The 15277-nt window shown below is 37.7% G+C and carries 14 protein-coding genes; 7 read left to right on the top strand and 7 right to left on the bottom strand.

What is annotated here, in order from left to right:
- Window positions 1–107 precede the first annotated feature (107 nt).
- Window positions 108–1826 carry a proline--tRNA ligase gene (locus P256_RS10530; RefSeq protein ID WP_023273669.1) on the top strand — a complete coding sequence of 573 codons (1719 nt, stop codon included), beginning with the start codon at window positions 108–110 and terminating at the stop codon, window positions 1824–1826.
- A 32-nt stretch (window positions 1827–1858) separates the two neighbouring features.
- Here P256_RS10530 and dcd read toward each other — a convergent pair whose 3' ends face one another.
- From dcd to P256_RS10515, 3 genes are all read right to left on the bottom strand, one after another.
- Window positions 1859–2428, bottom strand: a complete 570-nt coding sequence (gene dcd / locus P256_RS10525) for a dCTP deaminase (RefSeq protein ID WP_023273668.1) — start codon at window positions 2426–2428, stop codon at window positions 1859–1861.
- Between the two features lie 103 nt (window positions 2429–2531).
- Window positions 2532–4250, bottom strand: coding sequence for a thiamine pyrophosphate-dependent enzyme (locus P256_RS10520; RefSeq protein WP_023273667.1), 1719 nt, complete (start codon window positions 4248–4250; stop codon window positions 2532–2534).
- A gap of 512 nt (window positions 4251–4762) precedes the next feature.
- The gene (locus P256_RS10515) at window positions 4763–5323 is read right to left on the bottom strand and encodes an NAD(P)H-dependent oxidoreductase (protein ID WP_023273666.1); all 561 of its coding nucleotides are present in this window, start codon (window positions 5321–5323) and stop codon (window positions 4763–4765) included.
- Between the two features lie 132 nt (window positions 5324–5455).
- On the opposite strand from P256_RS10515, the gene P256_RS10510 reads away from it, so the two are divergent.
- Window positions 5456–6376 (top strand): LysR family transcriptional regulator, encoded by a 921-nt coding sequence (locus P256_RS10510; RefSeq protein ID WP_023273665.1) that lies wholly within the window; start codon window positions 5456–5458, stop codon window positions 6374–6376.
- 44 nt (window positions 6377–6420) lie between these two features.
- On the opposite strand, the gene P256_RS10505 is transcribed toward P256_RS10510, so the two are convergent.
- The 4 genes from P256_RS10505 to pgaB all read right to left on the bottom strand — a co-directional run bounded on the left by P256_RS10505 (window position 6421) and on the right by pgaB (window position 10272).
- On the bottom strand, window positions 6421–6930 hold the full coding sequence (locus tag P256_RS10505) for an iron transporter (protein WP_023273664.1): 510 nt from the start codon (window positions 6928–6930) through the stop codon (window positions 6421–6423).
- Window positions 6920–7735: an FTR1 family iron permease gene (locus tag P256_RS10500; RefSeq protein WP_023273663.1), complete on the bottom strand. Its 816-nt coding sequence runs from the start codon at window positions 7733–7735 to the stop codon at window positions 6920–6922. The genes P256_RS10505 and P256_RS10500 overlap by 11 nt, the downstream gene beginning before the upstream one ends.
- Before the next feature lie 9 nt (window positions 7736–7744).
- Entirely contained in the window at window positions 7745–8092 is a 348-nt protein-coding gene (locus tag P256_RS10495; RefSeq protein WP_023273662.1) for a cupredoxin domain-containing protein, read from the bottom strand.
- A 179-nt stretch (window positions 8093–8271) separates the two neighbouring features.
- On the bottom strand, window positions 8272–10272 hold the full coding sequence (pgaB, locus tag P256_RS10490; RefSeq protein ID WP_023273661.1) for a poly-beta-1,6-N-acetyl-D-glucosamine N-deacetylase PgaB: 2001 nt from the start codon (window positions 10270–10272) through the stop codon (window positions 8272–8274).
- Window positions 10273–10612: 340 nt separating this feature from the next.
- On the opposite strand from pgaB, the gene P256_RS10485 reads away from it, so the two are divergent.
- Genes P256_RS10485 through P256_RS10465 form a run of 5 tightly spaced genes read left to right on the top strand, consistent with a single transcriptional unit; the run spans window position 10613 to window position 15261 of the window.
- Complete coding sequence (locus P256_RS10485) at window positions 10613–11629, top strand: LacI family DNA-binding transcriptional regulator (RefSeq protein WP_023273660.1); 1017 nt, start codon at window positions 10613–10615, stop codon at window positions 11627–11629.
- Between the two features lie 20 nt (window positions 11630–11649).
- Window positions 11650–12651 carry an ABC transporter substrate-binding protein gene (locus tag P256_RS10480; RefSeq protein ID WP_023273659.1) on the top strand — a complete coding sequence of 334 codons (1002 nt, stop codon included), beginning with the start codon at window positions 11650–11652 and terminating at the stop codon, window positions 12649–12651.
- Window positions 12651–13496, top strand: a complete 846-nt coding sequence (locus P256_RS10475; protein WP_023273658.1) for an ABC transporter permease — start codon at window positions 12651–12653, stop codon at window positions 13494–13496. The genes P256_RS10480 and P256_RS10475 overlap by 1 nt, the downstream gene beginning before the upstream one ends.
- Window positions 13478–14296 (top strand): ABC transporter permease, encoded by an 819-nt coding sequence (locus P256_RS10470; protein ID WP_023273657.1) that lies wholly within the window; start codon window positions 13478–13480, stop codon window positions 14294–14296. Before P256_RS10475 ends, P256_RS10470 begins: the two co-directional genes overlap by 19 nt.
- The gene (locus P256_RS10465; RefSeq protein WP_023273656.1) at window positions 14293–15261 is read left to right on the top strand and encodes an ABC transporter ATP-binding protein; all 969 of its coding nucleotides are present in this window, start codon (window positions 14293–14295) and stop codon (window positions 15259–15261) included. The genes P256_RS10470 and P256_RS10465 overlap by 4 nt, the downstream gene beginning before the upstream one ends.
- Window positions 15262–15277 lie beyond the last annotated feature (16 nt).

Here is a 15277-nt window from a genome sequence, read left to right as displayed (position 1 = left end):
TTTTCTACCACACTGCACGCTTAGACTTAGATGGTTTAACAGTCGCCTTACTTTTAATCATGTAAAGTAAAGTGTGTATTTAATTTTTGGTATTAGGACAACTTCAAATGCGCGCGAGTCGCTTTTTGTTTGCAACACTCAGAGAGAACCCGAGCGATGCTGAAATCATTTCACATCAGCTTATGCTTCGAGCAGGGATGATTCGTAAACTTGCATCAGGACTATATACATGGTTGCCCACGGGTAAACGTGTCCTGAATAAAATTGAGAAAATCATTAAAGAAGAAATGGATCGCTCTGGTGCATTAGAAGTATTTATGCCTGTCGTACAGCCTGCGAGCTTATGGCAAGAATCAGGTCGTTTTGAACAATATGGCCCAGAACTCACACGTTTCAAAGACCGCCATCAAAATGACTTTGTTCTTGGACCAACACATGAAGAAGTCATTACAGATCTAGTGCGTAATGAGCTTAAAAGCTACAAGCAGCTTCCTTTAAACTTCTATCAAGTTCAAACTAAGTTTAGAGATGAAGTTAGACCTCGTTTTGGTGTGATGAGATCACGTGAATTCATTATGAAAGATGCTTATTCCTTTCATATTAATCAAACATCACTACAAGAAACTTATGATGTAATGTATGACACATATTGTCGTATCTTCACTCGTCTAGGGTTAGACTTTAGACCAGTGCAGGCAGATACAGGTTCTATTGGTGGCTCTGCATCACATGAATTTCATGTATTGGCATCAAGTGGTGAAGACGCTATTGTTTTTTCTACAGAATCAAATTTTGCAGCGAATGTTGAAAAAGCTGAAGCAATTTGGGTTGGGGAAAAAACTGCACCACAACAAGATATGCAAGTTGTTGAAACCCCTGCACAAAATACGATTGCTAAAGTTTCTGAGTACCTTAAAGTATCTGCTGACCAAACTGTAAAAGCATTACTGGTACAAGGTACGACAACTGAGGAAAATTCAGATATTCCAGTTGTGGCACTCTTTTTACGTGGTGACCATGAACTCAATACGATTAAAGCTGAGTCACATCCACTTATTGCGACCCCACTCACATTTGCCACTGAAGAGCAATTAAAAGCTCTTGAGTTGCCTGCTGGCTTTATTGGCCCACAAGGTCTAAAAGAAAAAGGCATTACTGTCATTGTAGATAGAGCAGCATCTGTTCTTTCTGACTTTGTTGCAGGTGCAAATATTTCTGATAAACATACGATCGGTTTAAACTGGGAAAGAGATGCTCACTTCTCTGAAACATATGACTTGCGTAATGTTGTAGATGGTGACCCATCGCCAGATGGTCAAGGTACATTACAAATTAAACGCGGTATTGAAGTTGGCCATATTTTCCAATTAGGTCAAAAATATTCAGAAGCTTTAAATTGTACGGTTCTAGGCGAAGATGGCAAACCTGCAACGGTATCTATGGGTTGCTATGGTATCGGAGTTACACGCGTATTGGCTGCTGCTATAGAACAAAACTACGATGATAAAGGTATTATTTGGCCAAAAGCGCTAGCACCTTTTGAGGTTGCTATTGTGCCAATGAATGCACATAAATCACCACGTACTTTAGAAGCTGCCGAAGCACTTTATAAAGAGTTACTTGAACTCGGTTATGACGTTTTATTTGATGACCGTAATGAGCGTCCTGGTGTTAAGTTTTCAGATCTAGAACTTACAGGTATTCCTCACCGCATTGTTATTGGTGAAAAGGGCTTGGATGCTGGTACCTTTGAATATAAAGGTCGTAGAGATGAAAGCGTTACAAACCTAAATAAAGATGAACTTTTAGAAAAACTAAAAGCATAATCAGAAAAAACCGCTCAAAATGAGCGGTTTTTTTATGCTTTAGGCAATGTCACACCTGTCTGACCTTGGTATTTCCCACCACGATCTTTATATGATGTTTCACACACCTCATCACTTTCAAAAAAGAGCATTTGCGCAACGCCTTCACCAGCATAAATTCGAGCAGGTAAATTCGTTGTATTAGAAAACTCTAAAGTGACATGACCTTCCCACTCTGGCTCAAGCGGTGTCACATTCACAATAATTCCACAACGTGCATAAGTTGACTTGCCCAAGCATACCGTCAATACATTTCGTGGAATACGGAAATACTCTACTGTACGAGCCAAAGCAAACGAGTTCGGTGGAATGATACAAACATCTGACTCGATATTGATGAAGCTTTTATCATCAAAGTTTTTAGGATCGACAATTGCAGAGTGCACATTTGTAAATACCTTAAATTCAGGTGCACAGCGCACATCATAACCATAGCTAGAAACACCATATGAAATGAGTTTTTCACCTTGATCATTAAAACGAACCTGATTTTCTGCATAAGGTTCAATCATGCCATGTTCACGGCTCATTTCCCGAATCCAACGATCAGATTTTATTGCCATATCTATTCCAAATTAAATAATCATATTTCTGCATGTACTTTAACTGAATTTATAGTTAATGGAAATATTGTAGATGTGTTGTTTACATACATTTAAGGACAAATCATTTCACAAAATTATTCAGTAAGAGATGTGATACCGCCTCTCCTCGACCAGATAATATTGCTTTAACCGCATACAAAGATGTAGAAGCAACTTGGCTCAAATGCGGATCAGGTGGCATGACAAGTTCAACAGGATTGGTATGTACGTCAAGTAATGCAGGGCCATCATGATTTAAAAAGTCTTTAACCGCTTGTTCTAGACCATCTCCTGTTTTTACAGTTTTACCATAAAGACCGATGACTTCAGCCAATTTACCAAAATCAGGGTTTAATAAATCAGTATAATGATCTAACAATCCCTCAACTTTTTGTTCTAATTCAACAAAGTTTAAAGAGCTATTGTTTAAAACAACAATTTTAATGGATAGTTTCTCTTGAACTGCTGTGAGTAAATCCCCCAACAACATTGCAATACCACCATCTCCACTCATTGCAATTACCTGCCTCGATGGAAATGCTTTTTGTATACCTAAAGCTTGGGGCATTGCATTTGCCATTGTGCCATGCAGTAAACTGGTTAGCGTTCTACGGTAACCATTCACATCAATATGGCGTAGGATCCAAACCATAGGTGAACCACCGTCTGCTGTAAATATGGCATCTTCAGTTGCATACTTATTTAAAAGCGATACTAAATATTGAGGATGAATCAGCCCATCTTTACCAACTCGCTCCTCTTTATAGCGTGTTTGTATATCTTGTTTTCTTAAATCTAAAATGTGTGTTAGAAAAGACTGATCTTGCTTTTCATCTAATAAAGGCAATAAGGCATCTAAAGTTGTATTAATCTGACCAACTGCACCAATTGTGATTGGATGACGTCGTCCTAAATGATTTGGATTAATATCTATTTGTATAATTTTAGCATGTGACGGATAGTACTGCCCCCAAGCAAAATCTGCCCCGAGCAATAAAAGCAAATCACAATCCATTAAAGCATGATAGCCTGCTTTTGCACCAAATACCCCCGTCATACCTACATTATAGGGATTATCATATTCTATAAAATCTTTAGCGCGTGATGTATGTGCAATCGGTGCTTTAATTTTTTCAGCTAACGTTATCAATTGACTATGTGCATGTTCAGCTCCTGCTCCTGCATAAATCGCAATCTTGCGATGCTGATTTATCAGCTCTTTAATTTGATATAACTCATCTAAAGCAGGTAAAACCTGAGGCGTTGCAACATATGTTTTTATATTATAGTCATCATCTATATATGCCTCACTGATATTCGATGGCACAATAACTACTGCAACACCTCTATCATTGAGTGCTGCCTGACAAGCTAATGTAAATATTCGTCGTACTTGCGAAGGCTGTGTAATCTCTTCACAAAATACACTACAACTTTTATAAACAGATTTAAAATCGACATATTGAGGAAAATCTACAAAACCCGCAATGTCTGTTGAAAGTTGACTTGCAATAAGTACAACAGGTGCACGATTACGATGAGACTCATAAAGTCCATTAATAAAATGTAGGCTACCCGGACCACAAGAGCCTGCACACGCTGTTAGCTTACCAGACATCAAGCTATCTGCACCTGCGGCAAACCCACCTACTTCTTCGTGCCTTACATGTATCCACTCTATATGACTTTTTGCAATTGAGTTTGTAATATGATTCAGCGTATCGCCAACAATCCCATAACAGCGCTCAACGCCTGCATCTTGGAGTATTTCTACAATAATATCAGATACTTTTTTTGACATTTTCAAACTCCTTTGAAAGTATTATTTTCGTTTTCACTTTTTATGGTGTATTCGCTTCTTATTTTTATTCTGAGCTTTTTATGCAATTATTGAGTATGTTTGTGTGACCAATTTGTGTACAAATATTTATTCTGTATAAATCTTTTTTATTCTGAATGTTTCAATAGAAAGTTGTTGAAAACAATAATACCTACCAGTGTAATGTGTATATATCAGCCTACTAACAAAAACACCTACATCTTATTGATATTGATTAATAATTACTTAGACCACTTTATTAAAATGAATCAAGACTTTTACAGGACTAAATTTATTTAATTTCACAGTTTGCAGAGCCATCACAAATATCAGCATCTTATTATTCAGATGCATTTTATATCTGAGCAGCTATTAAATACCTAGGCATATATGATTATCATGCTTCTTTTTTAAAAACTTATATGCTGTAAAAGTTACCTTGATCAAATTAAGATGTAGATGTACTAGAAGAGGCTTACTTACCCAATCTTTCATTAAGCATTGAGTGATTTAATTAGCTTCACTAGTTTTTCTGCATGATTTTTAGCATTTGTATACTGCTGCTTTAGCTCTTCTTCATTCTCTCGTGCCAAATAACTCACGCCAGTCGTATAAATAGGCTCTTGCAACTCTAAATTACAAAGTGCAGCGAGACTCTCAAATGGTACGAGTAATGCTTCTATAGAATGTTTCATTGCTGCATTTTCATGATAGAGCATGGCAGGTGCGCCCGTAGTAAAAGACAAAATTAGCTTTTTTCCACCAAGTTGTGCTTTAGAGCCATGTGAAAAACCATGTAAAAACACATCATCTAACCATTTCTTCATTTTCGCAGGCAAGGCATACCAATGGAATGGAAACTGCCAAACAATAATATCTGCAGCCAGTAAAGCCTGCTGTTCATCTTGAATATTAAATAAATCATTTGGATAAAGCTCATCAAGCTTGTGTATATGTGCTTGAGGAAGCTGTTTTTTAACTTCATCTAAAATAGTTACATTTGCAATAGACTGTGCTAAATCTGGATGACCCGAAACTATCAATACATTCTTCATCATATCCTCCTAATTCATATCAGATTAATGCTAAAATTCGCTTTATTTACATAACATCTTATTTGATTGAAGCATTGCTGATAAGCACCCCAAACGCTAATATATTATTAACCAAAAGATAAGAATACTCAGATGCTGAATGGCTCAATCTATACATATTTAAGTGTCTTTCATGCCATTGCTGAACAAAAAAGCATTGCTGGTGCTGCACGAAAATTAGAAACCACCTCCCCTTCAGTTAGCAAATCACTTAAACTTTTAGAAAACTATTTTGGTGTTTCTCTCGTAAATAGAACCACACGCCGTTTAGAACTTACTGAGGCGGGGCTGTATCTACTTCACAACACACAGAAACCCATGTCTGAGTTAGAGCATACGCTTGAACGTGTTAAAAATTTTGGGCAAGATATTTCAGGCATTATCCGTATTACAACCGCAAGATATGCTTATTTAACGATACTCAAGCCGTATATTGGAGAGTTTCATCATGCATATCCTGATATTCAGTTAGAAATATCAGTTGATAATGGTATGGTCGATATTTTAAAAGATAGCTTTGATTTAGGGATTCGCTTTGAAGACCGAATCGATGAACATGTCATTGCACGCCAATTACTACCATCACTCACACAAGGCGTATTTGCATCAAAGCACTATATTCATCATTATGGTAAACCTAAATCACCACATGATTTAAAAAATCATAAACTTATAGGATTTCGCTTTGCAACTGCAAACCGTATATCACCATTTTTTCTTCAAGAAAATGGACATAAAATTACAGTAGATATGCCTGTCTCTCTCATTGTGAATGATATTGATGTGGCAATGGATGCTATTCGGCAAGGTACAGGCATTGGGCGACTATTCCTCATCAACCTTTTACAAGAGGTAGATGCAGATCAGTTTATCCCTATTCTTAAGCCCTATTGGATGAAATATCCACCTGTATATTTATATTATTTAAAAGCTAGTAAGAACTCAAAGCGCATACAAATTTTTATCGAATTTATTATGGGTAAAATGAAGCAATATGCTATGCAAAACTTATAGTCTATTGTGGGCAAGCTGCAAAGTCTTACCCACAAAACAACCCCTTATTGTGGGTATTTAAATGTGAATGTTTCTGTAAATGGCTTGAACCATTGCGGTAAAGCTGTTGCTTTATCTACATGACGCTCATAGCCTTTTTCATCTGGTGCTGTATATTTCAGTGTCACTTTATATGTTCCCGGCCCACCCATTTTTACACTGTGCGCGTAGTGTGAACCATCTGCCGCAGACATAGGTAACATTTGACCGAACTCTAAAAAGTTACTATCACCGACTTTCTGAACAACATAATCAACACTTAAATAAGGAATCCATGCATCTGCAGGAAAGCCCCACTTATTGTCAGCTGTTGCATGCACATCAGTTTCAAGATGGATAACATCCTTACCCATATCCATAGACATCGGCATAGGATCAGTTTCAATATCCAAAAGATAAGATGATGCGATTTCCATACCATTTACATGTACAGGCCCACCAACAGGATATTCTTTTGCAAAAGTAGGTCCTGCAATAACCAATGCCCCAATTGCCAATAAACTTTTAACTTGCATTTGCAGCCGCCCTCTTAAATATTTTAGTAAGTGAAATAATGACAAGGAGAGTTATTACCCATGACAATAACTGTATCCCCATCGGAGTTGATGTATAACCAAAAATTGCACGCATCACGTTACCAAACCATCCATTATCGGACAGCACATTTGAAGTATCCCAAATGTTGTAACCTAGCGCAGGCAATAGGTCGATTGATGCCAAGATACCTGTTGCTTGTGAAACAAGACCTGCAGCAATAAGTGAAAGTAAAATATTGCTATATAAAAATATTTTACGAATGGAGATTAGGACTAAACCTTTATACGTAATCCAAGAAACAATAGCGCCAAGTAATATGCCAAGCAGACCACCAATGACAATACTTTTCACCCCTGTACCCGATGAAACCATAATGCTATAGAGGAACATAACAACCTCTGAACCCTCACGCATTACAGCAACCATGACAATAACGGCTATTGAAAACTTATTACTCTGATTCTTTATAATATCTATGGCTTGGCTAGAGCTTTTCTCTGCAATTTCCTTACCATGCGTCGACATCCATGTAATTTGCCATGTCAGCATAATCGCAGTTAGGGAAAGTAAACACGCATTAAAAACTTCCAAACCACGACCAGATAAAAGATTTTCGATGGTGTTGGTGAATCCTGCAAGAATACAGGCAAAAACTAGCCCTAGAACTATTCCTGAAATAACCTGCCACTTAATATCTATACCTTTACAAGCAGACAAAATGACGGAGATTACAAGTCCTGCTTCAAAAGCTTCTCTAAAAACAATTAACAGTGTTGCAAACATGGAGATACCTCACGGAGTGGCCTGTAGAGTGCCTTTTACACCCGTTGAACTATAGTCATCGAAGAAAGTATATGTACCAACATTCAATGGGCCTGCAAATACAGTAATGGTTCCGCCTGGCGTTGCGATCTTTTCGAACTTCATATCGTAACTTTCAAGCTCTGCAACTTTTTGCGTAGTATTCGTCATTTGAATTAAGAGCTTTTGCCCTTGATGAACAGTAATTTTATTGGGAATAAAACCTTTATCTGTAAGTGTGAGTTTTATATTTTCACGATCAGCCGCACTCACAGCCATCGCAATTGAAAAACTACTTACCAATACCGCAATGCTCAGTAACAATCGATTTTTCATCATACTGAAACCATAAAAATAATGATAATTGTTATCAATATAACATGAGAAAAATGGTTTTGTAAGCGTATTTTTTACATTAAATTATTGATATTTATATATTTTATAAAAAAATAAGATAATAAAAAAAGATAGCCCCACTATAAGCAGGGCTATCTTTTTTAGAGTTTTTTAATTAAGTTTTAAGGCATATCACTGTGTTTAAAATCAAATGCTTGGCGCATAATCGTTGGATCGGGATGACCTGTAATTGGATCATCTGGATAATATGCAACATGCATAACACCTTGCTGATATAAAGACTTAATCGTATCCGCTAACTCCTGTGATGGAATTGGCTTACTGTTTTGTCTCCAATCAACCGCTTGTAATTCAACGACAGATTTGCGAATCCCATTTGGATACTGCTTTAAGCGTTTAACAATATCTGAATAGAATTTAGTTTTATCTGTGGCTTGCTCCATATAAGGCATAGCCATGATAGCTGTGAAGTCATAACGATTTAATGACCGTTCAAGTGATTGCGAATACCACGTCTCTGCATTCGGGTTTAATACAACTTGCGCATACATATTCCGCGCTGTGTGTAATGCAGGTTGATATTGTCTAACCTCTGCTGCTAATTGTAACGCAAAGTTATCTAAGTAGTCTGTTTTAAATGCTGCCCATTTTTGTAGCGTCTTGTCATCTTTGCGTATCGCTTCTAAATCTGTTGGTAATCCTGCTTTTTTATATGCTTGTAATGCTTCAGGACTGGCATCTTCATAGTCAGACAAAGTCGCATCATCATGAAATAAGATACCGTCAATCGTTGCCGACTTTCCTAAGTCTTGATAAATACCTTCAATGACTTTACGTGCAGGCGCTGAAAATGGCGACAAACGAATATAACCCATATTTAAATGGTCACTATGTTTCGGTTGTTGTGTAACTACTAAGTCTTTAGAAACAGGGTTAGATTTTGGAAGCTCCCATGCAAGTAATGGCATCCATGCATATACACGTTGTACTTGGGTACGTGATGCAATTTGCCAAGCAACGCGGTTAAATAAGTCTTGACGCATTGGAATGTAACGGTTCGGGAAGTAAACCATATCCGCTGAACCATTGGCATCAGGGTCTGAGAATGCTTGCAAGTAAACTGTGTTCACATTCATTTTTTGAATGCGATCGAGTAAAGCACCTAGGTTCTTCTCTTCTTGCTTTTCGTCTTTATCATAAATGTAGTCTAAGTCTACATGCATGATTTTTTGTGGACGATAGTTATCTCCAAGATTCTTTTCTCGGCTTTCAATTTCATGCCCTAAGTCATCAAGACTCATGTCATGTTCAACTAAAATACGGTTGAGTGCACCTAATGATTTTTTCAAATACGCAGGGCCATCATCTAAGGTAATGGTAATTGGCATACCAAGTTGTTTAGCAATGCGTACTGTTTCCATGTTGTAGCGACCATATGGCCAAACCATTACACGCGGTACAGGAACACCATTGGCTTTAAATGCCTCATTGTTTTTCTTCAGGTCATTGTAAATACGTCGGTTGTATTCACCATCACCTTCATATTTTTTCGTGGTTGCATTATAAATACGTGTAGTTGCAGCAGGCTCTGAGTTCCCTTGTGGGTTACCTATTACACCATGGTGTAAGTTATAGCTGTGGTTAGCAATTTCAACATAACCACTATCACTCATTTCTTTAATTTGTTGCCACGTTAAGATTTTGTTACGTGTAATTTCATCATCACCAAAGTGAACTTCTTGATTGGCAGGTGTATCTACCCATGAACCAACAACAGCAAGTACAACAGGTATTTTATTTTCTTTTACAAATGGATAGATGTTGCTATAAAAAGATTCATAGCCATCATCAACTGTAAGAAGTACAGGCTTGGCAGGAAGGGTCATTTTGCCTGCATGCGCTTTAAGCAATTCATTCACAGATATAAAGTGAAATCCGTTTTGCTGTAACCACTTCACTTGTTTTTCAAAGTTTTCAGTGCTCACCGCATAAAATGGAATTAATGCGTCATTCGCTTGGTTGGTCACTTCATGGTACCCAATCACTGTCAGTGTCGTTGGGCTTATATGGGGTTTCTTGGCTGCATATATAGAAGGTGATAGACCCAGCATAGCCAGACTGACACAGCCTGCAACGACTGAACCTAAAAAACGAGTAAGCATACGGTTTCCATTCATAATTAAGTATTTTATGACTAGGCTATTTAGTTTTTCCAAAAGTCATATTTAGGGCGCATAAACACATATTGAAAATGTTATAATATAACGCTTAAATAGTTCTTAAGCCGAATAAATATTCAATATTGGCGTATTTATTCTTCATTTTACTAAACAATCATTTCGATTTAACTAAAAATGACCTTTCAAAAGAAATAGGATTTCTGCGCGTATTTTAGCGCGATCATTACATAAAATAATCATAAAACTGTCACTTTTTTGCAACGAGAAGACCTCACTATAGCTACAAATGAGATCGATCTCATAAACAATTTAGAGGCATGGTATGGCAGATTTATTAAGTGTTGCAAAACTTGCAGGTGTTTCACGTGCAACGGCTGCACGTGCATTTTCCACGCCTGAACTTGTAAAAATAGAAACTCGAGAAAAGATATTTAAAGCTGCAACTGAACTAGATTTTCGTCCAAATTACATTGCGCGCCAACTTAGAACACAAACAACCAAAATTATTGGTGTCATGTTACCTACTCTCACCAATCCAATTTTTAGCGAACAATTTGAAGCCATGGAAAAGATGGCACGAGAAAATGGCTATGCACTTATGGTTGCAACCACAGAGTACAGTGTTAAAGCAGAATTAGAAGTCTTAGAAAATATGCTCAGACAACGTGTAGATGGTTTAATTTTAACTGTTGCAGATGCAAAAGACAGTGAATGTCTTCGTATATTAGAAAATGAGTCCATTCCTACCGTACTCACACACAACCCTACACATGAAAATAACCCCATCACAAGCATTAGTGTAGATAACTACGCAGGCATGTATAAAGCCACTGAAAAGCTCATTGAGTATGGTCATCAAAATATTGCCATGATTACAGGGCCCTTTTTACAGTCTGATCGTTCAGTTTTGCGTTACCAAGGCTATGTCGATGCGATGCGAAAAGCGAACTTAAATGCTTTACCTGTTATTGAGCTACCACATCATACTCAAGTTGACCCACATGCCCTTGTGCCCTGTCTTATGCAACAAGGCAATCCAATTAGTGCCTTTCTTTGCTCCAATGATCTCTTAGCTTTAAACACTATTGGTAGCCTACAACGACTCGGTTATCACGTTCCGCAACAGGTTTCCGTTGTTGGTTTCGATGGTATTGGTTTAGGAAATATTGTTTATCCCTCTCTTTCATCTGTTGTACAGCCCTGCAAAGCACTAGGTGAAGTAGCTATTCAAACACTTTTAAAAATTATTGCGGAAGAAACTGTTTCTTCGCAAGTATTACCAACACACCTTCATCTTGGGGAGAGTATTGCCTCTCCATCATCTACACACTCTATATAAGGCTATTTTTAGGAAATATGATGAAAAAGTCATTACTTACAGCGCTCTTATTAAGTACATCCTCAATGGCAACTTTTGCACAAGACAATACTGCCATTTGCTATAACTGCCCACCCGAATGGGCAAATTGGGGCACACAAATTCAAGCCATTGCAAAAGATATTGGTGTGAAAGTTCCTGAAGACAATAAGAATTCAGGTCAAGCACTAGCTCAACTTGTTGCAGAAAAAGCCAACCCTGTTGCGGACTTCACCTATCTAGGCATTACTTTTGGTATGCAAGCAGATAAGTCAGATGTTCTTACATCATACAAACCTAAAGGTTGGGACAAAATCCCAAATGACTTAAAAGACCCCAATGGAAAATGGACAGCAATTCATTCAGGCACTGTCGGTTTTATGGTAAATGTCGATGCTCTGAACGGCGCACCTGTACCAAAGAGTTGGGATGACCTACTCAAACCTGCCTATAAAGGCATGGTTGGTTATTTAGACCCATCAAGCGCTTTTGCTGGTTATGCTGTTGCAACTGCTGTCAACCTTGCAAAAGGAGGCTCACTGCACAACTTCAAACCTGCAATGAACTACTTTAAACAACTCAATACAAATAGCCCAATTGTACCTAAGCAAACAGCCTACCCTCGTGTACTTTCAGGCGAAATTCCAATTCTTTTAGACTACGACTTCAATGCTTATCGTGCAAAATATAAAGATAAAGCCAATGTTGTTTTTGTTATTCCTAAAGAGGGAACAATTAAAGTTCCTTACGTTATCGGCCTTGTTAAAAACGCACCACACGCAGAAAATGCGAAGAAAGTTATCGACTATGTACTTTCGGACAAAGGTCAACAAATTTGGGCAGACAGTTGGTTAAGACCTGTCAATGAAAAAGCCATTTCTACAAAAGCAAAAGCACAATTTTTACCAGACCATGAGTATGCACGTGCACATACTGTCAACTACCAAGAAATGGCAGACGCACAAAAAGTATTTTCACAACAGTATATTCATGAGGTTAAGTAATGACTGGAAAAATACGGTCTAAAAGCCAAATGATGAAGAATCAAATTGTTTGGTTTATTCCAACAATTATTCTATTTATTGCCTTTTGGCTTATTCCGTTTGGGTACCTAGTTATTCTAGGTGCCTCTCCCGACCAAAACACCCATAAAGTTGCTTATTGGTCTATCATCTCACAAAGCCAATACCTCACAAGTTTTATTACAACATTCTTCATTGCAGCACTTGTGGCACTAAGCACGGTAATCATTTCAACTATCGTGGCATATTTTCTTGCTCGTCAGCATTTTGTTGGAAAAAAACTACTACTTAGTCTCCTTACATTTCCTCAAGCCTTCCCCGGTGCTGTAGTAGGTTTCTTTATTATTATGCTTGGTGGACGACAAGGTCTATTTGCAACCATTAGTCAGTCTATGGGTATGAGTAAACTCATTTTTGCTTATAGTCTTGTTGGACTATTTTTAGGTTATCTCTATTTTTCTATTCCACGTGTAATTATGACACTCGTTGCAGCATGTGAAAAAATTGATATTCGTTTAGAAGAAGCTGCCCGCTCACTGGGTGCAAGTCGCTGGCGTATTCTCTGTGATGTCACCATACCAAGCCTTTCTCCAACCATTTTTTCAAGTATGTCCATTTGCTTTGCAACAAGTATTGGGGCTTTTGGTACAGCCTTTACGCTTGGCACAGACCTTAATGTACTTCCACTCACGATTTATAACGAATTTACAAACTATGCAAACTTTGCTGTTTCAGCAGCACTTTCTGTATTGATGGGGCTCTTGTGTTGGCTTGCTCTAGTGCTCACACGTAAGTTAGCAGGACAGCAATGGAAGAATCTACTATGAAAAATAGTCGCCCTATCTTTTTAATGCAACTGAGTTTTACCATATTGGTTTGTGCTTTTTTACTTATTCCTATTGGCATGTCTATTTTAGCAAGTTTCACAGAAAACTATTTTATAGGCATAAAAAGTGGTTTTACACTGCGTTGGGTACAGCAAGTTTGGGAACTCTATTCTGGAACTTTTTGGCTCTCTTTACTTATTGCGGTCAGTTGCTTGTTTTGTACTATTTTACTTGGTGTACCTACCGCATGGGGGCTACTCAAAAGTCGTTCAAAATGGTCAAGTTGGATTGAAGAGTGCTTAATGCTTCCTGTTGCCATTCCTGGTATGGCAACTGCACTCGGACTACTTTTACTCTATGGTGGATTTAAGGAGCTACGCAGTAGTTGGGTTTTTATTCTTATAGGGCATGTGTTATTTACACTTCCTTTCATGATCCGATCTATTCTATCCGTCATGAGATCATCTCAATTACTTACGTTAGAAGAAGCTGCCGCGAGCCTAGGTGCAACGCCATTTCAAAGATTTATCAATATTATTATTCCAAACTGTATCACAGGCATTCTCGCAGGTGCATTTACAGTCATTACGCTTTCTATTGGTGAATTTAATATTACTTGGATGCTTCATACACCCCTCACAAAAACGCTGCCTGTCGGTTTAGCCGATAGCTATGCCTCTATGCGTTTAGAAGTTGGATCAGCATATACCACATTATTTCTAATTATGATTGTTCCCCTACTTCTTATTATGCATTTCATTCGCAACCTCATTAGCCCCCAATATGAGACTAAAAAATGACTTCACCAATTCATATTCAACTTCGCCAATGTTCACGTACATTTACTCATACGCAAGTACTTAAACCACTCGATTTAGATATTTATCGTGGAGAAACATTAGTTTTACTAGGTCCTTCAGGATGCGGAAAAACAACAACACTGCGTATTATTAGTGGCTTAGAAAGTCCTAATGTTGGTGGAGAAATTTGGTTCGATTCGAAAAACGTTACACACCTCCCTATTGAAAAAAGAAATGTAGGAATGGTATTCCAACACTATGCTTTATTCCCTAACTTTAATGTTGCTGAAAACATTGCATATTCACTTAAAATTCAAAAACTTCCAAAAGCAGAGATTGAAAGCCGTGTACGTGAAATGCTTGATATGGTTGACTTAGCCGACCATTATGACAGACCTATTGAAACTTTATCAGGCGGGCAAAAACAACGGGTTTCATTGGCTCGTGCACTTGCAGCACGCCCACAAATTTTATTATTCGATGAACCTCTTGCAGCACTCGATGTAAAACTAAAAGATAAACTACGTGAAGATATTTCTAGACTACTTAAAAAGTTAAATATTACTGCAATTTACGTCACACACGATCAACAAGAAGCTATGGCTTTGGGTGACCGTATTGCAGTCATGAACCAAGGGAAAATAGAGCAAATCGGCACGGCGCAAGAAATTTACCACCAACCTAAAACAGCCTTTGTTGCTAACTTTATTGGTACAACCAATCAAGTTGAAATTCAAGGTCAAACCTATTGCTGCCGCCCTGAAGATATTCATATTAATCAATCTTCTACACCATTTAGTCATGGCACTGTAATTGAAAAGACCTTTTTAGGTCAAACACAACAAATTTCTATTGCACCATCAAATGGTGAAACAATTAAAGTTACATGCTCTGCACATGAGCCATTGCAAATTGGGCAAAATGTCACTTTACATATTCACTCAGACCGACTATTCCAAATTTAATAAAGGAGCTATTCAT

It is taken from the genome of Acinetobacter nectaris CIP 110549 (assembly GCF_000488215.1).
Taxonomy (GTDB): domain Bacteria; phylum Pseudomonadota; class Gammaproteobacteria; order Pseudomonadales; family Moraxellaceae; genus Acinetobacter; species Acinetobacter nectaris.
Note: the sequence above shows the minus strand (reverse complement) of the source record. Positions and strands in the feature narration are given on the sequence as shown.